Below are 19783 nucleotides of genomic sequence, written 5' to 3' on the forward strand. Positions count from 1 at the left end.
TCTTTCAAGGAGGCTGCAATGGCTCACCGCACTATGATTGCCAATCGCACCGGCCGCTATGGCACGCGCATGCTGACCGCTGACGAGCCTGTAGTGCTCTCAGGTCCGGAAGCTCGTCTCGCCTTAGCACTCAACGCAGTGCGTGAAGGTGACGAACAGCCGTCGAACTCGCCTGAGAAAAAACCCGCTGCGCCGAAGAAGCCCAAACGTCGCAAGAAGAAGTCGAAAGCCTGACATGAAGTTGCTCGGCTTCAACATCTCGCGCGAGAAGGCGCTTACGTCGCCCGCGTCGAGTGGGTGGGGTCGCATTCTCGAATCGTTTTCTGGCGCATGGCAGAAGAACGTCGAGGTCAATCCAAAGGCGGTTCTCGCGAACCATGCTGTGTTTTCTTGCATGACGCTGATCGCGAGCGACATTGCGAAGCTACGTGTCAAGCTGGTCGCTTTGAACGACGGGATCTGGTCGGAAACGACGAACTCTGCTTATTCGCCAGTGCTGCGCAAGCCCAACGCGATACAGACCCGCAACCAATTCTGGGAAAGCTGGATCCTGTCGAAGCTTTCGCGCGGCAACACATACATTCTGAAGGGTCGCGACAACCGCGGTGTGGTCACTTCGCTGCATGTGCTCGACCCGCAGCGCTGCCAGCCCCTCATTGCGCCGGATGGTTCGGTTTATTACCAACTCGATGCCGATAACATCGCCGGGATAACTGAGGCGTCGATCGTCGTGCCAGCCTCTGAGGTGATTCACGATCGTTTCAATTGCCTTTTTCACCCGCTGGTTGGCATTTCACCTATCTATGCTTCGGGCCTCGCCGCCACGCAGGGCCTCAGCATTCAGAACAACAGCGCCAACTTCTTCGGCAACGCCTCGCGCCCGGGTGGACTATTGATCGCGCCAAACAAGATAGACGACGGCAATGCGCAGCGCCTGAAAGAGTATTGGAACTCGAATTTCACCGGCGAGAACGCAGGCAAGATAGCGGTTCTTGGGGACGGGCTGCAGTATCACAGCCTCTCTGTAACACCTGAAGACGCTCAGATGGTGGAGCAGTTGAAGTTCACTGCCGAAGTAGTCTGCTCCACATTCCACGTGCCGCCCTACAAAATCGGCGTCGGCGCGTCCCCCACCGCCACAAACGTTCAGGCGCTCAATCTCGAATATTACAGCCAGTGCCTGCAGACGCTTTTGGAGGCGGCCGAGGTGTGTCTCGACGAAGGCCTCGGTACCGGCGACAAGCTAGGCACCGAATTCGACATCGACAATCTGTTACGCATGGACAGCGCGACACAGATGGACGTGCTCGACAAGGCCAAGAACATTCTCACCCTGGACGAACGGCGGAAGCGCCTCGATGCGCCGCCGATCACCGGGGGCGGCACCGTCTATCTGCAGCAGCAAGATCACTCGATCGAAGCGATCGCCGCGCGGGACAAGCAGCTGATCGAGCAGGCCGAGAACCCGCCCGCCCTTCCCGCACCGGCGCCGCCGCCGGTCAATGACGATGAACCGGATGAAGCGGAACAGGAAGCTGCTCGGCAAGCCCAGAAGGCGCTGCTGCGCGAACGTGTCAGGGAGCGCGTGAATGCTTGAACTCGAAGACATCGCGGAAGTCGTCGGCGATGCCGTGCGCGAAGCGACACAGCCGCTCATCGCGCGCATCGCGGATCTCGAGAAGCGCCCGGCGTCAGTGTCGGTGCGCTCTGCCGTGATCGATCGCGATGGCAACCTTGTGCTTATGAATTCAGATGGCAGCACTACAGATCTGGGCCACGTTGTCGGTAAAGACGGGGATCATGGTCGCAACGGTCTAACCGCCGATGATGTAGACGCCCGAATCCTCGAAGATGGCCGCACGGTCGAGTTCTCGGTCCGCCAGGGCGAGCACGAATATTCGTTCGAACTCGCCTTCCCGGTACCGTTGTATCGCGGCGTGTTTGCGGACGGAGAAACCTACGTGAAGGGCGATACGGTTACGTGGGGCGGTAGCCTGTGGCATTGCAGCGCGGAGACCGTCGACAAGCCGGGTGCCGGCGATAGCTGGCAACTGGCGGTGAAGAAGGGACGCGACGGGAGGGATGCGCGATGAGCGTGACCCTCGCTGAAGCCAAAGCGCAGCTTCGCGTGCGGCACGATGAGCAGGACGATTACATCACGCTGCTGATCAACGCCGCGCGCGGCGCGATCGAGCGCTACACTGGCGACAACTTCGACGAGAGCTTGGACGACCTGAAGGCTGCGCAGCTGCTGTATATCGAGTATCTGTTCTACCCGCCTGATAAGATCGACATGGACGAAGTCACCGGCTGGCCGCTCAGCGTTGCTGCGCTCGCCCGCCCCTATCGACTTCCGACGCTGGCATGACCGGGCGCCGCCGCGACACGTTGATCACCCTCGAGCGTGTCAGCATCACAAAGAACGAGCACGATGAGGAAGTCGAAGGATTCGCACCGGTCGGCACCGAATGGGCCAACGTGATCTACGGCAAGGGAAGCGAGCGCAGGCAAGCGGCTATGGAACAGGCCAGCCAGCCTGCGACATTCTACGTCGACGACAATGCTCTTACGCGATCGATCACGACGGCAGACCGGATTGAACTGGACGGCCAGTGGGACATCGAGGGCAACGTGCCCAGCCTCAACCGCGTAGAGCGCGAAATCACAGCAGTCAGGAACGCAAAATGATCAAGGTAAAGACCCTTCGCCCTCATCGGAACATTCACGGACAGCACAAGGAAGGCGACGAGTATCAGCACGCTCGCCCCGCGACAGACATTAAGTTCGGCTACGTCGAAGAAGTGCCGCCAACGGTCGCTGAATTGAAAGAAACAGCCGAGGCTCAGAATATCGAACTGCCGAAGAAGGGCAGTGGCAAAAAAGGGGCGGTCGTTAAGGCCGACATCGAGAAAGCGGTAAAGAGCGCGGGATGAAATTCCAGCTGGATGGTGTCGACGAGGCCCTTAATAACCTCAAGTCGATCACATCAGCTTTGTCTCGCAACAACCTGCAGGACGATGCCCTGCACGCTGTCGAACCTATCGCTGAGGATGCCCGTAGCCTTGCGCCCGTCGACGAAGGCGATCTGCGCGACAGCATCGAGGCCATGGTGTTCGAAGACGGCACGGTTGGCGTCGTGATCGGCGATTGGAAGGGCCACTTCTTCGAGTTCGGCACCGTCAAAATGCGCGCAACACCTATGCTGCTGCCCTCCTTCGATAAGAACGAAGGCCTGGTCATTGAGACATTCGGCAGTCGTGTTGGCGCTCGGATTGAGGGGGCAGTCTGATGGAAAAGGATCTGCAGGACCGCCTTCGTGCCGCACCGATCGGGTGGGGACAGGTGTTCGACCGGCCCGCGGTCGATTGGAGCGAGCGTAAGAGCGACGACGAAGATGCCTTTCCGGCTGGAGTGCTGACCACCGTGTCGCCGGGCCGTGACTACGTCCAGGGCGGAACCGACGCACTGAAGGAGCCGCGCATAAGAATTGAGCTTTTTGGCCTCACGCCGTTGAGCCTCAAAGCCCTCAAGGCCGCTGTCGTCGACGAACTCGAAAGCACTGCGCAGCAAGGCGCTACCAGTTTCAGCAAATCACGCCTCGCATTCGAGCGAGACACGGACCCCGAAGGCCTTCCGGGGGGATTGAAGGTCTTTCGGACGATACTCGATTTCTTCGTCCCTCACTCACCACTCTGAAGGATAAATCTATGGCAGATTATGTCGAAGGCGTTGTCGCCATCGAAGAGGAACTGCACCTTACGGGCAGCACCGGAACTCTCACTCAGATCCTTGGCCTGAAAAGCATCAAGGAACCCAGCTTCACGCTCGATGAAGTCGAAGATACCGACATGGGCAGCGGCGGGGTCAAGGACTACGTCGCCGGTCTTGGCGACTGGACGCTTTTCGAAGCTGTAATCAAGCACCGCCCCGGCAGCGAAGATCATCTTCTGATCGAAGAGCACCTTCTGAGCCGCGAGCGTCGGGCCTTCAAGATCGTCCTGCGCGGTGACAATGCGGGCTCCACGGTCGAAGCTACCGGGGAAATCCTGCTGCTGGGCTACGAGAAGCCAAGCCGGGCGCCGGGTGCTGTTGTCGACGCGACCCTTCGCGGACGTGTGCGCCAGTACACCGAAGGCGCTCTCACGGCACCTGAGGCGCCATAAGATGGGCAATCGTCTCGAAGGCACCGCCACATTCGACTACGAGGGTCAGACGTATCGCCTGACCCTCAATAACCGCGTTCTCATGGATGCCGAGCGCGTGCTCGGCTATTCTTCGCTTGATGCGGCCGAGGAAGCGCGCCAGGCGCTTGCGGTCGGCCGCAACCCGATGCTGCGCACCGTGGTTGCCATCTTCTATGGCGCGCTGCATCAGAATCACCCTGCAGTGACTGAAGATGAAGCCATCGATATGTTCATGGCTGACGATCCAGCACCGCAGAACGCCTTCAAGGAAATCTTGCTCGGCGTCGAACCGCCCAAGCCGGTGGGAAACGGAAAGAAGAAGGCGGCGGCGAAGAAGTAGCGTGGGATTGGGAGGGTATCTTCCGATCCTACAGGAAGGCGGGCTATGCGCGCGCCGACTTCTTCGAAGAGACCCCCCGGTCAACCATACTGGCGCTGCAGGGTGCGAGCGAAAAAGCTCAGAATGAATTCCGGAACGTCGTTACCGGCGCTTGGCTGAATGGCCGGCTCTCGGGGATGATTGATCCGGAGAATTATCCCTCGCTGGAAGAGATGCTCGGCGAAGAAAAGCAAGCCGAGCCAGAATTAGAGCCCGGCGCCGAACACGTCGGTGCCAAGCTTTGGGTCATGTGGCTCAATAGGAAACGTGGTTAGAGGCCGGTATCGTTGTTCGGCGTGACGGGTGCGTAAAGCAGGAAGCACTTGTCGAAGGCATTCGTCACTCTGACCCGCAGGTTGCGTTCAGTGCTCGCATATTCTGAGCGTCCAATCCGACTGTAAATTCCGCTGATTTCCCGTTCGAGATCGGGACAGGCATTTTTATTCTCAGGGTGCAGCCGAATAGCGGACAGCCCCCCGGACAAAGGCGAGAAATAAAATTGCGCCTTGAAGGTCATGCCTGCGGCCGAGTAATTCCCATTCGCCCGTAAGTCTTGGCCTCGCACCTGTTCGCCCGTAGATCCCTGCACTTCGACAACGCTGCCATCCGAGGCGGCTACTACGTCATCTGCAGACATGCCCCATTGCGTATATTGCCAGTCTGCACTTGCAGGTGCGGACAGTGCGCCAACGGCCACGGCTACCCAGAAAAAGCGCATACTCGAACGTCCTTCGGTCAACTCAACGGCCTGACGATACTCGCAAATAGTTAAAATGGCCACTGCCAGGGAGGTTGCCCGATGGGAGCAATCGCAAATCTCAGCGCCTCCCTCCGGTGGGACCTGGACGATTTTCAGCGCGGCACCTCGATTGTCGAGGGCACGTTCAAGAACATCATCGGTCTCGCTGGCAAGGTCGGCGATGCGGTTACGAACGCGGGCAAGAAGATGACCGTCGGCCTGACCTTGCCGCTAGCGGGTCTCGGCGTGCTTTTCACGAAGGCAGCTAGCGACGCCGCAGAACTACAGTCCGCTTTCGATTACACGTTCGGCAACATGGCCGGCACCATGAACAAGTGGGCTGAGCAAAGTGGCGATGCCATGGGCCGGTCGACCCAGCAGATGCAGGAAGGCGCATTCGCACTTGGCGGGCTCTTCAAAGCCGCAGCGCCGACCGAAGCTGCCGCTGCGCGCCTATCAAAGCAATTCACCGAATTAGCGGTAGATGCTGGTTCATTCTTCAACACGCCTTTCGATGAAGCGCTGCAGAAGATCCGCTCGGGCCTCGCCGGAGAGAGCGAGCCACTGCGTGCTTTCAACGTGTTCATCAATGAAGCGGCTGTCGAGGCGAAGGCGCTTGAGCTCGGTTTGATAACATCCGGCCAGGAACTCAATGAGTTCGGGAAGATCATGGCCCGGTCTGCGCTGATTGCAGAAGGCCTCAAGCCTGCTCTCGGAGATGCGGAACGTACCGCGTCGAGCCTCGCGAACTCGGTCGTTCGACTGAAGGCACAGGTCTCCGAGCTTGCTGTCGAGATGGGCCAGTATCTTGAGCCCTACGCGAAGGCTCTTGCCAATACGGCTGAGAGACTGGTGACGTGGTTCAAAGAACTCCCCGACGGCGTGAAACGCGCGGCGGTTGGATTCGCCGTGTTTCTCGCAGCCCTCGGACCTCTGTCGGTCGCACTCTCGGCGCTAGCCATCACTATCTTGCCATTACTGCTGGTAAAGATGGGTCCGGTGTTCGCAGTCATCAGCGCGATCGTGAACCCGATCGGCACCGCGGCTGTAATGGCAGGCAAGCTGATTTCCGAGTTCGGCGGCCTGACCGCAATAGTGAGCAAGCTCGCGCCCGTCCTGTTGCGCTTCCTCGGCCCGGTAGGACTTGTCATTGCCGCATTTCAGCTGTTCGGCGACAACATCCTGCGCGGCCTTCAGAGCTTCTGGCGCTTCGTGTCGGATGCCTTCGGCTCGGGTCTGCAAACCCTCTTCGCCACATTGAGCGACACGGTGGATCGCGTTTCTGAAGCTTTCCAGGCATTCATGGAGACGCCGTTCGGACAGTTCATTTCCGATGCCGTCGAGTTCATCGGTATGCTGCTCGAGGCGTTCATCACCCTCGCTGGCTATCTGACCGGCGAACTGATCACAGCATTCTTCGAAACGCTGACCCTTATCGCTGACGTGATCGGCGGTGTCGTCGAAACCGTGGTGAAGCTTCTGACTGGCGACTGGGCGGGTGCATGGGACGCAGCCGTGCAGACAGTCGGGCGCGCGGTTATCCGTATCGGCAAGTGGATAGAGAACCTTTGGCCGTGGCTGGGTGGCATGATCCAGATGCTCGGCCGCTTGACTGGGGCTGAAATCAGCGAGCCGAAGAAGCCAGGCACTGCTCCAAGCGGGGGCGGCGGTACCACTTCGGCGGCCGGGGATGTGTCCGGCAGAAACTATGCTCTTGCGAGCGATGCGAAGGCCAAGAAAGGCCGCGCCGCCCGCGGCCGCACCGGGCCGACTGCTGAAGAGCTTGCTGATCGTCGCGAAGAGATCAAACTGCAGCAGCAATTGGCCGTTGCGCGCGAAGCGAACGACCTTGATGCCATCCGGGCACTTGAGCGCAGAATTGATTTACGCGAACGGATCGAGCGTTACGAGCGCGCTGGCCTCAAGACTGCCGATGCGCGCATCGCAGCCGAACGCGACCTGGCCGAACTGGATGAGGCACGCGCAGCAGCGCTGAAGGATTTCCTGGCCGAGCGCCAAGTCGAGACCGAATATCAGGTCGCAGTCCTCAACCGCGACTATGAACACCTGCGCTACCTCGACGACGAACTGGAGCTCGAGCGCCGCATAAATGACCTGAACCGCGAGGGCTATGACCTCATTGTCGCTGAAAGGATCGCTCGCGAAGAGATGCTGGCGATCGAAAGAGCGAGGCAAGCTGCATCTGCGCGCAGGCTTCAGGACGAAACCCTCGCGCATGAATTGGAATTGGCGCGACTGCGCGGAGATAACGACCAAGACATCCGCCAGCGCGAAGAGCAACTGCGTAGCCTAGACCGCGTCGACTATCTCATGGACCGCGGCGGAATGACGCGCGCTGAGGCTGAAGAACAGGCTCTGCGCGAGGCCGCCGACCGATCGCAGGCGCACATGCAGGGTACTTTCCGCGATGCGTTCCGGAATGGTCTGCAAGCGGCGATGGACGGCAATCTCGGCGATTTCTTCGAGGGATGGATGCGCGAGCGGACATTCAATGCACTCTCGCGTGTTCTCGATAAGCTGGCGGACAGCCTCGCAAATCTCATCGCCGGGAATGCGGGCGGTGGCGGGCTTTTCGGATCCATCCTTGGCGCCTTTGGCGTCGGCGGTTCGACCGGCAACAGTTCCGCAATCGCCGCATCCTCTTCGTCCTTCGATGGTCCGGGGTTCGCGACTGGCGGTTCGTTCCGGATCAAGGGCTATCCCGGCATCGATAAGAACCTCCTTTCTCTCAATGGCAACCCGGTCGCCCGGGTTAGCAGCGGCGAGATCATGGACGTGCGCCGCGGCGAGAGCCGTAGCGGCGGCGGTGGCGAGCTCGCAATTCGGCTGGGCCCCGGCCTCGAAGCCGAATGGCTTAGCAAGAGCGACATGCGGACGGTCAAAATTCTGGACGCCGTTGGGCCGAGTATGACCGGCGCCGCGTCGGCGCAAGCCCGGCGCGATGCCGCCCGACCTATCCTACCAGGCGGAGCAACTGGCTGATGGCGATCGTTCCCTACCCTAGCCCCAATCGGCATCTATCGGTCGACCTGCAACCTGTCGTTGCATCGCAGGCCAACCGCGCAGAACTGACCGGCGCTAGGCAGGCTGTGGACCTCGGCTATTCGTGGTGGGTCGGCGAAGTCACGGTCGTTCCCATGATCATCGATCACGCTCGCGCCTTCCGAGTATTCTTTGGGAGGGTGCGTGGTGTGACGCACAGCTTCCGCGTTCCCGTCGCCACCGCCGACCAGCACACCGGTACATTCACCGTGCGCGCACAGGGTGCCGGTTCGGGCTACTCGCTCGTCACCGATGGCTGGCCTGCGAACTCAACGCCTTTGCTGGCGGGCCAGTATGTCACCGTCGGCGATCAGCTGATGGTTCTCGACGAGGACGTGATCGCGAACGCCTCCGGCGTCGCCACGCTGCGCTTTCATAGCCCGCTGCGGCGTGTTGTGGCCGACAACACGCTAGTTCAGACAAAGCGGCCGTGGCTGCTCGCCTACCTTCCGGAGGGCGCACCTGTGCTCAAGCTAACCGCCGCGCAGCTGCAGTCCGGTTTCTCTTTCCCGATCATGGAGGCGTATTGATGGACGCCGCAACGCTGGCCGCGCTCGGAGGCGAGGTCGTCTATATCCAATGGTTCGCCTGGATGGATATCGTCGGCGATCCGGTCTTCGCCGTTTCGGGTGTGCAGGACATCACGTTCGGTGCCAGCGAGACAGGTGATCCGGATCTCGATGGCAAGACGTTCCTCGCAATACCCGGCGAGCTGGTCGATGTGGGCGATGTCCAGCATAGCGAGACCGGTTCTGAATCCGTCACCGCCACGCTGCGAGGCCTTCCCATCGAGGATGGGGGGCTGCTCGACATCGTCGGCCAGAAGGCCAAGTGGCGGAAGCGCGAGGCGCGCCTGTGGTTTCGTGTGCTGGACCCGATCGACGACAAGGCGACCCAGTTCAACCCGCTGCCGATCCATCGCTATTACAGCGGCTATCTGATCAACCTGTCGGTCGATACGAGCGCCGATGAACAAGCGATCGTCGCAACGATCGAGAATTATCAGGCTGCGCTCTCTGAAGGTTCAGGCCTGACCTACCTTCATCAAAGCGAATTCGATCCCGGCGACAAGAGCGCCGAGCAGACGCTTGCCGCGGCCAACGGCATGCACAAGGCTGGCGTGTCGGGAAGCGTCGGTGGCGGCTCAGGGGGGTCGCGCGGCGGTGGCGGTGGTTCGAGAGGCGGCGGCTTCCAGTCGAGAGATGTTCTTCGATGACGCGCCTCGCTGACTGGGACGGTCGGCTGTCTGCAACCATCATGGAGTGGCGCGAACGCCCGTTTCGCTGGGACAGCGACTGCGCTCGCTGGGTCGCGGCCTGTGTCATCGCGCAGACCGGTGAAGATCCTTTGTCAGACCTTCGCGGCCAGTATCGCACAGAGCGCGAAGCGCTGAAGCTGCTCGCGGCCAAGCCAATGCCTGAATACCTCGATGAGAGGTTTCCGCGCGTGCATCCGGCACAGGCGCGGCGAGGCGACATCGCGCTCGCTCAGGAAAATTGCCTCGGCATCGTCATAGCTGGCGACGCCCTGTTCTTCGTCGACGGTGTGCTCGCACCGATCGCGCGTGCGGAATGGCAAGGCACATGGGGGGTCGGCCGCGATGGGTAACATTGTCAAATCCGTCGCCAAGCTTGTCGTTATCGGCGCGGCAACCGCAATCGGCACGCTCGTTGGCGGCCCGCTCGGTGGGCGCATCGGCCTACTGGCTGGCTCGATGCTGTCCGGATCGGTGCTGAACGACAAGAAGAAAGCGCCGGCACCGACGCCGACTCAACTTTCCCGCCTACAAGCCCGCCTCGATACGCAAGCCCCTCGAAAAATGGTGCTGGGCACCACCGCCTTCCCCGCCGACATCCGCTATTACGAAGGCAGCGGCGAAGACGAGCGGGTCATCGAATACATCATCGCTGTCGCGGCGCATAAGGTCCGCGAGATCAGCGAGCTCTGGATCGAGGACGAACTCGCCTGGAGCGAAACGGGTGGGATCGCACCGCAGTTCATCGATTACCTCGGCGTCGAGGGCTACAAGGAAGGCCGGGCCGATAACACCCGCGCCATCAACGGCGGCGCGCGCTGGGGCAACGATGACCGGCTCACCGGCTGCGCGTATCTCTACGTCCGCGTCAATCGCCTCGGTGTGACCGAGAACGAGCAGTCACCGTTCGCGAACGGTCTGCCCGGCCGGGTCACGATCGTCGGCGAAGGCATGCCGATGTACGACCCGCGCTTCGACAGCACGCGCGGTGGTTCGGGCACAATGCGCGTCGACAACCAGAACAGCTGGGGACCGAGTTCGGGCAACCCGATCATCCAGTCGCTCAACGTGCTGCTGGGATGGCGGATCAACGGCAAACTGTCGGTGGGCGCCGGTCTTCCGGCCAAGTATATCAATTTCGACAGCGTGATCACCGCGGCGAATGCCTGCGACGAAGATATCGTCCTGTCGGGTGGTGGCACACAGCCACGCTATCGCACTGCCGGCGCGTTCTCGACCGACGATGCGCCGATGAACATCGTCGGAGCGCTGCTGGCCGGGTGCGCGGGCGATCTGCTCGACAGCGATGGGCAGCTCTCGTTTCTGATCAAGACGAACACGCTGGCCGTTCCTGCGGTCATCTTTGACGATAACGATAGGCTGAGTTCAGCCCGCTGGGATCCGATGGGTGGGCAGACGAACCTGCCGAACATCATCGCTGGCAACTTTACCGATCCAAGCGCAAGATCGCTCTATCAGCCGGTGCCGTATCCTTCGGTGAAATTGCCAAGCGAGGACGGTATTGAACGGACCGCGCCCATCGACTTCGGTGTCGTCGAGAACGGCCCACAGTCCGAGCGGCTTGGTAAGCAGACACTGCAGCGCATGCAGTATCCGGGCTTGTTCTCTGCCGAATACAACATGAAGGGCATGGCGGCGAAGGTCGGCAAGATTGTCTGGGAGAATTGCGCCCCGCGTGGATGGGTGAACAAGCCGTTCCGCGTCGTCAGCCAGAAGCCAAGCCGCTCGGGCCGCATAGCGCTGGTTCTACGGGAAGAGCACGAAGATATCTACGCGTGGGAAGCGGAAGACAGCGCGGCGGTGCAGCCTGCCGAGCCGGTGCGGTTCGACTTCCGCAACACCGGTCCGATCCTGCTGGCGCGCGAGGCGTCGAAGACAGCGGAATGGGACCGCATTACCGACAGCACCGGAACGAAGCCGCAGGACAACGCGACGCGCAACCAGAGCCGTGGCAATTACTCGGAATCTGCTACCTATCTTCCCGGCGACATGGTCGTCTGGACGGTGGCCAGCGGGGGCGACGGTGCGGGATATACCCGCATCGGCACCGGCGAGACCACCGGCGTTGCTCCGAGTAATACCAGCAAGTGGGCGCTTACCGTTCAGCGCGGGCAGCAGGGCAACACCGGATCGCCAGGCGCGCCGGGAACTCCGGGATCCGATGGTGCGCCCGCCACTTCGGCGTATCTCACGAACGAGAGCGCAACGGTCTGGGCCTATGCCGATGGCAATGTCAGCGGTTACGGTCCGGCTACCGGGCAGTTCAAGGTCTTCGCAGGTGCTGCTGACATCAGCGCGAACTTCACGCTATCGACCGTGGCTAACCCGCAGGCACTTACCGTTGCCTATACTGGACAGACCTACACCATCTCAGGCGGTCTCGACCCCAACGAGGATACGGCGACGCTCACCATCCGTGCGACCGGATCGGGCGCTTACGCTGGCAAGACCTTCGACAAGGTCTTCACTCTGGCCAAGACGCGCGGCGGTTATGAGATCGTTACCGGTCTGCCATCAACCAACCTGTTCGATGGCCGGCAAGTGTGGGACCAGTCCGACAGCCGGTTGAAAATCTACAAGGCTGGCGTTGGCTGGCGGCCGCAGATCGACGTGGACAGCGCGATCAATGGCGCGAAACTCGACCCGCGCACTGTGACGATTGAAAAGCTGCTCGTCTCGCCGGGCAACCTAATTCAAAACGGCGATCTCGACACCGGGGACTTCACTGGATGGCGCCCGTTCAGCGACCCGCAGTATCAAGCTGTTGTTGCCAATTTGAGCAATGGCATCGCGCGGTATCTGGGCCGGTTTCAGCATCCCGGAAGTGGCACAAATCTGCGCACGTCCATCTTTGCCGCAGAGAAAGCCTATGCCGATGTGGGGGCGGAAACGGGTGGCTTTTCGGTCGAGGGAGGCAAACAGTATCGTGTCAAAATCAATGCGGTGCAGACGGGGGGCTTCATCGGCAGGTTCCGTGTTTACCCTTTCTTCCTGACCAACGACGGAGCGAACACCACCAGCGTTCAGGCAATTACCACGACAAGCCCTCCGTCTTCATGGGGGACGTCTCTGCTGGCAGCATCTTTCATCGCGCCGTCAAATGCGATCCGGGCTTGGATTTACGTGCTCGTCGACAATTGGGATGCGGGTAGTATCTTCTTCGCCGATCTGCGCTGCAACCTCATGTCGGATGCCGACCTGATCGTCGATGGCAGCATCTTGGCGCGGAGCATGGCAGCAGGATCGGTCACCGCCGACAAGATCCAGGCTGGTGCCGTCACCGCCGCTAAGCTGAACGTGACCGCGCTTTCGGCCATCACTGCGGACCTCGGCACCGTTACGGCAGGGCGTATCATTTTCAACCAAGGCGGCTACATGCGCGCGCAGGGCGTCGGTTTTGGAAGCTCAAACCAGTTCCTTGAATGGTTCGGGCCGTCGCAGTCCAACCTGAACAACTGCACTGAAGCGAACGCGGTTTCCTATCTTAAGACGAACGGCTCTGCATATTTCGGCGGATCGCTGTCGGCAGGCGTCCTGAAGAACGCAGTGCAGACAACATCGCTGGCTGCGAACGCTTCCGTATCGACAGGCACGTTCAGCTCGAATGGCAATTCGCGTTCCGTAGTCGTCAGTTTCAGCAGCCAGCGCGGCGTCGCTATTTCGGGAAGTTGTAATGGATCAGGTACGCCTGCGGCCACCGTCCGGCTTAGGCGCAATGGCAGCATCATCCAGACTTGGAACCTAACCGGCAGCATCAGCTGCGTTCCCGGGTTTGGTACTTCCGAGCCGGGCACTTGGCAGGAAACAATTGCTGGCAGTTGGACCTACACCGACAACACCGGAGGCACTGCTCCGGAATACACTGTCGAACTCGTCTCCCGCACGCTTTCCACACCACCGACATCGACGATGGGAGGTGTTTCCCACGCGCAGACGCTCGGCGTCGTATCCACGGAGCAATAGCCATGTTCATCATCCAACATCCATCGGCGGCCTCGACGATGGCGCACCAATTCGAAAGCGTGACGATCGGCAAGGATGGCGCGCTGGTCTCGCTGACGTGTCAAGAGATCGAGCAAGACGGGATCGACGGGGTCGATACGGTCAGGATCGCCTTGCCGCTTGAGGTGGTCGCCGGAGGCGATGCTGAGGCGCAGGCTATCGCGTGGCTGACCTCCCCTGCCGGGTCATTCCCCGGCGCGGAGATCGTCACCGACGAAGACTTCGCGTTCCGCTCGCGCCAGATCGTGATGGAACGCCGGGTGAAGGCGATACGCAACGCGCTTTGGGTCGGCATCGCGACCACCAGCGCCGGGCCGGTCAACATCGACATGACGAGCCGAGATAATATGCAGGGCCTCGTCAACATGTTCACCATCGCTGAAGAGATGGGCGAGCCGATCGCGACGGTCAGCTACACCATGGCCGACAATACCGATCAGGATTTCACTGCGGCAGAGTTCAAGGCGCTGGCGCTCGAAGTCGGGCTCTTCGTCAATGCCACGCACCAGCGCAAACGGATCTTGGATGCTGAGATCGCAGCGGCGGTGACGGTTGCCGATCTGGAAGCGATCGACATTGATGCCGGGTGGCCGGCCTGATGCGCTCCGGAGCAGCGTGATGGACGTCTCCGGCATCATCAAAGCGCTTGGCGAAAACTTCTCTAAATGGGTCGAGATCGTCCGCACGAAGACGCGCTACGCCGTGCTGGCCACCGCGCTGTTCATGGCAGCGATGTTCATGGTCGTGCTGGCAACGCAAGGACCGCTGATCAGCCGAATGTTCGATTACTATGCCGGATCGAACGAGCGCGCCAATGCCGTCGCGCTGCAGGCCATCGTCGAGCAGGACAAGGCGAACGACCTGGCGATCCAGCGCATGCTGCGCCGCCTGATGCGCGATCTGCAGGCGGGCCGGGTGGTGGTGAGCATTCTGGTGTTCAATACGGCGACTGGCGAATTCAGCGATCTGACCGAAAGTCACGAGATCATGGACCGCCGCGCCGAGCGCACTGGGTTGCGCAGCCGAGCACTTTCGCGGGGCGATGTGCAGAACACGCTCGACCGGATGTTCCCGGCTGATGGCCGTGTGGTGTGCATGACGTCCGAGGTCGACGATCTGCCCGACCTCGAACTGCAAATGTTCCTGCGAACGGCTCAGTTCAGCTGGACGAGCGCTTGCCCGATTATCGACCCGGACGGCGTTCCCATGGGCTTGCTGGCTGTCAGCGGCCGGGAGGCTGTCTTCGACCGCGATGCTGTCACTCAACGTGTGCGCGACAGCGCCTTCCTGCTGTCCGGTTACCTGCTCCGCTCGCCCTCGGCGATCGCGGCGCGCAAACGCCTGGAGAACCAGTGATGACCAAAGAAAAGACCATGACGCCAAAGAAGAAGGCCGGAATCGCAGCGATGGCGCTGGCGGGTATGACCGCCATTGCCACGCCGCTGCTGATCGAATGGGAGGGTGTGCGCACCGATCCCTATCGCGACAGCGTCGGCATCCAGACCGTGTGCGTTGGCGAGACCCGCGTGGAGATGCGGCGCTACACGCTCGAGGAATGCAAAGCGCTGCTCGGCAAGGCGATTCCGGAATTCGCCCTTCCGGTGGCCGAGGCGGCGCCGGGCATCGAGAACAGCCCGTATGAATGGGCGGCGCATACCAGCCTCGCCTACAACATCGGCGTCAACGCCTACCGCAAGTCCAGCGTCGCGCGACTGTTCAACGAGGGTAAGCGGGTCGAGGCCTGCGAGTTCTTCGCTCGCTACAACCGTGCAGGTGGCCGCGTCCTGAAGGGCCTCGACTTCCGCCGCAACGGCGACGCGCAGCGCATCGGTGAAATCGAAGTGTGCCTGATCGGGGCGACACAAGCGGAGCAGGGGTCATGAAGATCCCCGATCTCAGCGCGAATTACACCATTCGCGGGATCAAGCTGGCGCTCGCTGGCGGCGTTTTCCTGTTCCTTGCAGCCGGGAACGTCGCCCAGCTGATCGACCGGCACGGCTTCAAGTTTTGGTTCGTCGAGATCGAAGGCGTGCATGACCGTGCCGACCGGTTGGAAGCGGAGATTGAGGGCATCGAACTCGCCCAAGGACAAGCGGGCCAACTTGCCAAAAAACAAAGGGAAGCAAATGAAGACGAATACCGTGACATCGCCGCAGACGTCGATCGCAACGCCGGCACGGCGCTGGATCGCGGGTTTGCTTCTGCCGATCGCTACATCCGCGCTAACCGCGTGTGGCAGTGGCCCGAAGGAGTTCCGTGCAGCAACACCGGAACCGCAGCCGGAGGTGACGGCACCGGAAATCCTCAAGGAGCCGGTCAAACGCCCGAGCTGGATGGATCCCGAACTGGCGGCGGCTCTGGAGCGCGCGGGAATGGCATGGTGGTCGTAAGCGCCGAAGATGTCCGGATCTGCACCGAGAATACGGTGAAAGCCGAGGCGGCGCGGGATTACGTCACGAAGGTCGAGGCGGCGAGCCGAGCCGGATTGCGGAAATAAAGTCGGCGGCTTTGGGTTCGACACACTCTGTAATTAATGGTCTGCGCTCGCTGCGTATCGTGTTCGATCCATTTTTTGATTTTGCGCTTCCCTCGCTTTTGCGTAGTGAGAGCAAATGGACCATGAGAACGTGATCGGTGCCTTCAGTGAAGAGCAAGCGGCTGCGATATCTGGTGTGTCGCTTTATCAGCTGCGCGATTGGAACAAGAGCGGCCTTTTCCGACCTGCTTTTGGTGCGGATACCCAGAGGGTGCCGTTCGGTCGTCTTTATTCGTTTCGCGATTTAGTTTCGCTGCAGGTTCTGAGCGATCTTCGGAACAACAAGAAAATACCCCTTCATCACCTGAAAAGCGTCTCCGAAAAGATCGCACATCTAGGTGACGCAAGGTGGATCGCGACGACTTTGTACGTTTTGGGCAAACGGGTCGTGTTCGTTAACCCTCGGACTCAGATGCGCGAAGAAATCGTGTCCGGCCAGCGTGTTTTCAACATTCCACTTCGGGTAGTCGCGCGGAACACCCGTGAGAAAATTCAGAGCCTCAACGACCGTTCCGACAAGGCAGGTTCAGCGGAACAGCGCCGTTTTGTTTCCAGTAATCGTCGGGTCTTCTCCGGCACCAGAGTGCCTATCCGCGGCATCGTCGACTTCATTCGCGCCGGATATTCACACAATGACATCCTGCGGGAATTTCCCGACCTGACTGAGGCTGATCTCGATCTGGCTGAACGTGAAGCGGTGACGGCTGCCGCTTAATGCCACGGGCAGCTATCAAGCTCGAATTCTTCCTCGATAACAATATTCCCGATTCAGTGGGCCGCTATCTACAAGGCAGGGGCCATAGCGTCCTTCGCCAACGCTACCACATTGCTCATGACGCTGCGGACCCAGTGGTCGGCATGACGGCTCTTCAAGCCGGGCGAATCTTGGTGACTTGGGATAAGGATTTTAACAGCCAGGCATTTCGACAACCTCGATTTGCCCTACTTAGTCGCCTTTCGTTAAGCGGAGAGGGGCCGACCCTACTGCCGGCTGTGAAAGAGCACATTGAGGTCCTAGAATTCCAATTTGCTAGGGTGCCCCGCCAAGGGCGGATGGTGGCCTTCGCCAAGGAGGGCAATTGCCGTTTCCGAACCGACTAGGGCGACCACGAGAATAGCCAATACACCGGCACACCAACCGACAGCGCCAGCAGCACCCAGAACTCCGCGGCCCGGGCGAACCGTCTCACGGGCCGTATATCAGGAGGTAACGCTCAACAGCCTGGCGTAGTTCGAGCATGTCTGGCCACCCGCCCTTCCGAGCGTCGGGGAAATCCTTCACCTTTTCGTACGCTGACTGTAGCCGCGCGAGCTCCGGGCTTTTCTTGCGCCGATCAGCCTTCGATTGATCGTTGAGAGGGTCGACAGCGACATGATTAGTCATCGGCCAGCGCCGCATCGATCATTGCCTGCCAGGTCTGTGTAGGACCGGTCTCGCCTTCAGTAAGACCGCCGGCCGCGGTGAGCATTGCGTCGGTGGGTTCGCGGATTGCCTCGAGAATAGCAATGGCCAGTTCCTCTAGATTGAACTCTCCGTTGATCTCGGCAGCTTCAACATCGTGAACCTCAACAACGGCATCCTTGCTTTGGCGCAGCAGCTCGTTGGCGATGGCGGTGGTCAGAGTTTCGATCATCTTTTGTTCCTCTACACCAGCCCTCCCTACGCCCGCCCGATTTTTCCGCCAAGCCCCTCTCTCACTTATTCCGCTGGCGCTCGCTGAAAGGCACAATTCTTGCCCGCGCTGCCCGGCCAATGCTCCTAACTTGCCTCGTAGAAAGCTCAGCAGGCGGGGCCTCTCGCACGGCACTCTCCTGCACGAAGGTATGCAGGTCCTCCTTTCGATAGCGGTAGAGGCGCGTCGAAAGCTTTATATAGGCCACGCGTCCGGTAACTCTCAGGCGCCGCATCATTTCGTGGGAAATTCCAAGATACTCGGCCGCCTGCTTTTCTGTGAGCAGCCTAATGGGTTCGTCAGTCATCCGCGTGGTCCTCCGTCAGTGGGTGGGCCGCTCTGAGTTCCTCAGCTTCAGCGGCGATCAATGCTGGCCAGACCGGTGAATGCAGTAGGAGCACAACCTCGTCATAGCTTAGCGTGCAGCCCGTGCCGTTACGTAAGGCGCGCTGCATTTTGGAGAGCAAACCTCCGAAACTGATCGATCTAGACATCGTCATCATCCCAATCCCACGTGGACGGATCCGCGAGGGACGCCTTGCGGCCGCCCTGCGTACCGAAGAATGCGACGAGCTTTCCTGAGGGCTCCACTTCCAAACGACCGATGGTCGCTCCCGCCGACCTGATCCCCTTCACCAGCCGCTGAACATCCGCCTGCGTAAAACGCGCCTTTGCAGTCACTCCGAATCCTACCCGATCATCGTGGAAAGGGGGCACGAAGTAGCATTCCCCTAAAAGGGGTGGAAGTTATCGAATCGCTGGGGCATACTGTCCGGTGGGTGTGAGAACCCGGACTTAGGCGGCGAACCCGTTGGCGCGGGTATCGTCGAATGTAAGCGGAGCGTTGGCGCGCTCGGCTCGGCTAGGGTTCTAGCCGGGAGCGACGCGCCATGTCCAGAGCAAACCTTCGGGTGAGCTTAAAAGCCGTCGACCTGTCCTAAGCAGGTTCTCACCCCCGGCGACCGCCCGTTGCGGCCAGGCTGTGAGAAGCCGAACTTAGGAAACCACCATGGAACAGATCAAAGATCCGCCGATCAACCACGAGCGGCCATTCAAGACGTCTACCGACGTCTTTATGGAGGCCTACGCCGCCTTCAAGCATGCGAAGGCCCAATGGGACCAAGCGCTTTACGCGCCTGGCATGCTCTACAACGACCTTCCGCAGGATGAAGACGACCGCCTTTGCGGTGCGGCCTGCAGTGCGCGCCAGCGGCTCATGGAAACCCCGGCCCCAAGCTTGGGAACATTCATCTGGAAGCTGCGCGTGTTTCAGCAGGAGGATTTGCACGAGGCAGACATGGCTGGCGAATTCGTCAACCATCTCGTCAATGACGCGGAGCGCTTGCTCAGGGAGGATCGTCGTGGGTAACCTTGCATCAATCCCTACACATCCGCCCGCACCAGCCGTGATGGCGATCCTGAGCAGGTTCGATCGGGAGCAGCTGGCTGGCTTCATCGAGATCGCAATCGAACTCGCTGACACTCTCGACGGCGATCCCGACTTGGAAGGCTCGTGCGATGAAGACGAAATCTCGCGTTGCACTGATTTCGGTAGGCCAGCGTCCAGCGACGGCCCGGGTTGCATCATAGCCGATCCAGACGAAGGCGTTGACGATAAGGGTGAGCAGACCTTCGCTGAAGACGATTGGTGCTATCACGGCGATCATGGGCCAGGCTGCCCCATCGCAGACCCGGATTCTGGAAGCGACGGCTCCTAGCTTCACGATATTCGCCACCAACTAAAGGGCCATGACGCGAGTCGTGGCCCTATTTCTTTGTGCGGCATGCTGCGTATTTGCTGCGTGGAGCAGCCGCCAGACAAAAGAAACCGTTGGAAAACAACGGGAACAGATAGCAGCAAATTGCAGCACGGCCATTTAGGCCAAGCCAGCGCAAGGGCATCTAAGTGTCTGTTTTTGATTGGTAAATGT

Annotated in this window: 29 protein-coding genes; 23 read left to right on the plus strand and 6 right to left on the minus strand. The window is 60.3% G+C overall.

Annotated elements, in window-relative coordinates:
- Positions 1-18 precede the first annotated feature (18 nt).
- From KYK83_RS15965 to KYK83_RS16015, 11 genes are all read left to right on the plus strand, one after another.
- Positions 19-234, plus strand: coding sequence for a hypothetical protein (locus KYK83_RS15965; protein WP_222828968.1), 216 nt, complete (start codon positions 19-21; stop codon positions 232-234).
- A 1-nt stretch (position 235) separates the two neighbouring features.
- Complete coding sequence (locus tag KYK83_RS15970; protein ID WP_222828969.1) at positions 236-1597, plus strand: phage portal protein; 1362 nt, start codon at positions 236-238, stop codon at positions 1595-1597.
- On the plus strand, positions 1590-2093 hold the full coding sequence (locus tag KYK83_RS15975; RefSeq protein WP_222828970.1) for a hypothetical protein: 504 nt from the start codon (positions 1590-1592) through the stop codon (positions 2091-2093). The genes KYK83_RS15970 and KYK83_RS15975 overlap by 8 nt, the downstream gene beginning before the upstream one ends.
- Complete coding sequence (locus KYK83_RS15980) at positions 2090-2368, plus strand: head-tail connector protein (protein ID WP_222828971.1); 279 nt, start codon at positions 2090-2092, stop codon at positions 2366-2368. Before KYK83_RS15975 ends, KYK83_RS15980 begins: the two co-directional genes overlap by 4 nt.
- Positions 2365-2688, plus strand: coding sequence for a phage head completion protein (locus tag KYK83_RS15985; RefSeq protein ID WP_222828972.1), 324 nt, complete (start codon positions 2365-2367; stop codon positions 2686-2688). The genes KYK83_RS15980 and KYK83_RS15985 overlap by 4 nt, the downstream gene beginning before the upstream one ends.
- Positions 2685-2933, plus strand: a complete 249-nt coding sequence (locus KYK83_RS15990; RefSeq protein WP_222828973.1) for a hypothetical protein — start codon at positions 2685-2687, stop codon at positions 2931-2933. Before KYK83_RS15985 ends, KYK83_RS15990 begins: the two co-directional genes overlap by 4 nt.
- Positions 2930-3289, plus strand: a complete 360-nt coding sequence (locus KYK83_RS15995) for an HK97-gp10 family putative phage morphogenesis protein (RefSeq protein WP_222828974.1) — start codon at positions 2930-2932, stop codon at positions 3287-3289. The genes KYK83_RS15990 and KYK83_RS15995 overlap by 4 nt, the downstream gene beginning before the upstream one ends.
- The gene (locus KYK83_RS16000; RefSeq protein ID WP_222828975.1) at positions 3289-3696 is read left to right on the plus strand and encodes a hypothetical protein; all 408 of its coding nucleotides are present in this window, start codon (positions 3289-3291) and stop codon (positions 3694-3696) included. The genes KYK83_RS15995 and KYK83_RS16000 overlap by 1 nt, the downstream gene beginning before the upstream one ends.
- 11 nt (positions 3697-3707) lie before the next feature.
- Positions 3708-4163, plus strand: coding sequence for a hypothetical protein (locus tag KYK83_RS16005; protein WP_222828976.1), 456 nt, complete (start codon positions 3708-3710; stop codon positions 4161-4163).
- A gap of 1 nt (position 4164) precedes the next feature.
- Positions 4165-4524, plus strand: a complete 360-nt coding sequence (locus KYK83_RS16010; protein ID WP_222828977.1) for a hypothetical protein — start codon at positions 4165-4167, stop codon at positions 4522-4524.
- A gap of 176 nt (positions 4525-4700) precedes the next feature.
- A complete protein-coding gene (locus tag KYK83_RS16015) occupies positions 4701-4838 on the plus strand; it encodes a hypothetical protein (RefSeq protein WP_222828978.1) in 138 nt (45 codons plus the stop codon).
- Here KYK83_RS16015 and KYK83_RS16020 read toward each other — a convergent pair.
- On the minus strand, positions 4835-5344 hold the full coding sequence (locus tag KYK83_RS16020; RefSeq protein WP_222828979.1) for a hypothetical protein: 510 nt from the start codon (positions 5342-5344) through the stop codon (positions 4835-4837). The two genes, KYK83_RS16015 and KYK83_RS16020, sit on opposite strands and share 4 nt — an antisense overlap.
- Positions 5345-5362: 18 nt before the next feature.
- On the opposite strand from KYK83_RS16020, the gene KYK83_RS16025 reads away from it, so the two are divergent.
- The 11 genes from KYK83_RS16025 to KYK83_RS17635 all read left to right on the plus strand — a co-directional run bounded on the left by KYK83_RS16025 (position 5363) and on the right by KYK83_RS17635 (position 17280).
- Positions 5363-8305 (plus strand): phage tail tape measure protein, encoded by a 2943-nt coding sequence (locus KYK83_RS16025; protein WP_222828980.1) that lies wholly within the window; start codon positions 5363-5365, stop codon positions 8303-8305.
- Positions 8305-8895, plus strand: a complete 591-nt coding sequence (locus KYK83_RS16030) for a hypothetical protein (RefSeq protein ID WP_222828981.1) — start codon at positions 8305-8307, stop codon at positions 8893-8895. Before KYK83_RS16025 ends, KYK83_RS16030 begins: the two co-directional genes overlap by 1 nt.
- The gene (locus tag KYK83_RS16035; protein ID WP_222828982.1) at positions 8895-9581 is read left to right on the plus strand and encodes a hypothetical protein; all 687 of its coding nucleotides are present in this window, start codon (positions 8895-8897) and stop codon (positions 9579-9581) included. The genes KYK83_RS16030 and KYK83_RS16035 overlap by 1 nt, the downstream gene beginning before the upstream one ends.
- Positions 9578-9973: a DUF6950 family protein gene (locus KYK83_RS16040; protein ID WP_222828983.1), complete on the plus strand. Its 396-nt coding sequence runs from the start codon at positions 9578-9580 to the stop codon at positions 9971-9973. Before KYK83_RS16035 ends, KYK83_RS16040 begins: the two co-directional genes overlap by 4 nt.
- The gene (locus KYK83_RS16045; protein ID WP_222828984.1) at positions 9966-13604 is read left to right on the plus strand and encodes a hypothetical protein; all 3639 of its coding nucleotides are present in this window, start codon (positions 9966-9968) and stop codon (positions 13602-13604) included. Before KYK83_RS16040 ends, KYK83_RS16045 begins: the two co-directional genes overlap by 8 nt.
- A 2-nt stretch (positions 13605-13606) precedes the next feature.
- Positions 13607-14242 carry a DUF4376 domain-containing protein gene (locus tag KYK83_RS16050; RefSeq protein ID WP_222828985.1) on the plus strand — a complete coding sequence of 212 codons (636 nt, stop codon included), beginning with the start codon at positions 13607-13609 and terminating at the stop codon, positions 14240-14242.
- Positions 14220-14999: a hypothetical protein gene (locus KYK83_RS16055; RefSeq protein ID WP_222828986.1), complete on the plus strand. Its 780-nt coding sequence runs from the start codon at positions 14220-14222 to the stop codon at positions 14997-14999. Before KYK83_RS16050 ends, KYK83_RS16055 begins: the two co-directional genes overlap by 23 nt.
- The gene (locus KYK83_RS16060) at positions 14999-15526 is read left to right on the plus strand and encodes a lysozyme (protein ID WP_222828987.1); all 528 of its coding nucleotides are present in this window, start codon (positions 14999-15001) and stop codon (positions 15524-15526) included. Before KYK83_RS16055 ends, KYK83_RS16060 begins: the two co-directional genes overlap by 1 nt.
- Complete coding sequence (locus tag KYK83_RS16065; protein ID WP_222828988.1) at positions 15523-16140, plus strand: hypothetical protein; 618 nt, start codon at positions 15523-15525, stop codon at positions 16138-16140. Before KYK83_RS16060 ends, KYK83_RS16065 begins: the two co-directional genes overlap by 4 nt.
- Positions 16141-16255: 115 nt before the next feature.
- Entirely contained in the window at positions 16256-16894 is a 639-nt protein-coding gene (locus KYK83_RS16070; RefSeq protein ID WP_222828989.1) for a DUF433 domain-containing protein, read from the plus strand.
- Positions 16894-17280, plus strand: coding sequence for a DUF5615 family PIN-like protein (locus KYK83_RS17635; RefSeq protein WP_222828990.1), 387 nt, complete (start codon positions 16894-16896; stop codon positions 17278-17280). Before KYK83_RS16070 ends, KYK83_RS17635 begins: the two co-directional genes overlap by 1 nt.
- A gap of 85 nt (positions 17281-17365) precedes the next feature.
- On the opposite strand, the gene KYK83_RS16080 is transcribed toward KYK83_RS17635, so the two are convergent.
- The 4 genes from KYK83_RS16080 to KYK83_RS16095 form a co-directional block, all read right to left on the minus strand.
- Positions 17366-17563 carry a hypothetical protein gene (locus KYK83_RS16080; protein ID WP_222828991.1) on the minus strand — a complete coding sequence of 66 codons (198 nt, stop codon included), beginning with the start codon at positions 17561-17563 and terminating at the stop codon, positions 17366-17368.
- The gene (locus KYK83_RS16085) at positions 17556-17813 is read right to left on the minus strand and encodes a hypothetical protein (protein ID WP_222828992.1); all 258 of its coding nucleotides are present in this window, start codon (positions 17811-17813) and stop codon (positions 17556-17558) included. The genes KYK83_RS16080 and KYK83_RS16085 overlap by 8 nt, the downstream gene beginning before the upstream one ends.
- 61 nt (positions 17814-17874) lie before the next feature.
- The gene (locus KYK83_RS16090; protein ID WP_222828993.1) at positions 17875-18159 is read right to left on the minus strand and encodes a helix-turn-helix transcriptional regulator; all 285 of its coding nucleotides are present in this window, start codon (positions 18157-18159) and stop codon (positions 17875-17877) included.
- Positions 18160-18338: 179 nt separating this feature from the next.
- A complete protein-coding gene (locus KYK83_RS16095; RefSeq protein WP_222828994.1) occupies positions 18339-18533 on the minus strand; it encodes a hypothetical protein in 195 nt (64 codons plus the stop codon).
- Positions 18534-18861: 328 nt separating this feature from the next.
- On the opposite strand from KYK83_RS16095, the gene KYK83_RS16100 reads away from it, so the two are divergent.
- Positions 18862-19221, plus strand: coding sequence for a hypothetical protein (locus KYK83_RS16100; RefSeq protein ID WP_222828995.1), 360 nt, complete (start codon positions 18862-18864; stop codon positions 19219-19221).
- A 7-nt stretch (positions 19222-19228) separates the two neighbouring features.
- On the opposite strand, the gene KYK83_RS16105 is transcribed toward KYK83_RS16100, so the two are convergent.
- The gene (locus KYK83_RS16105; RefSeq protein WP_222828996.1) at positions 19229-19519 is read right to left on the minus strand and encodes a hypothetical protein; all 291 of its coding nucleotides are present in this window, start codon (positions 19517-19519) and stop codon (positions 19229-19231) included.
- Positions 19520-19783: the final 264 nt, after the last annotated feature.

This window comes from Qipengyuania pacifica, assembly GCF_019857205.1.
Taxonomy (GTDB): domain Bacteria; phylum Pseudomonadota; class Alphaproteobacteria; order Sphingomonadales; family Sphingomonadaceae; genus Qipengyuania; species Qipengyuania pacifica.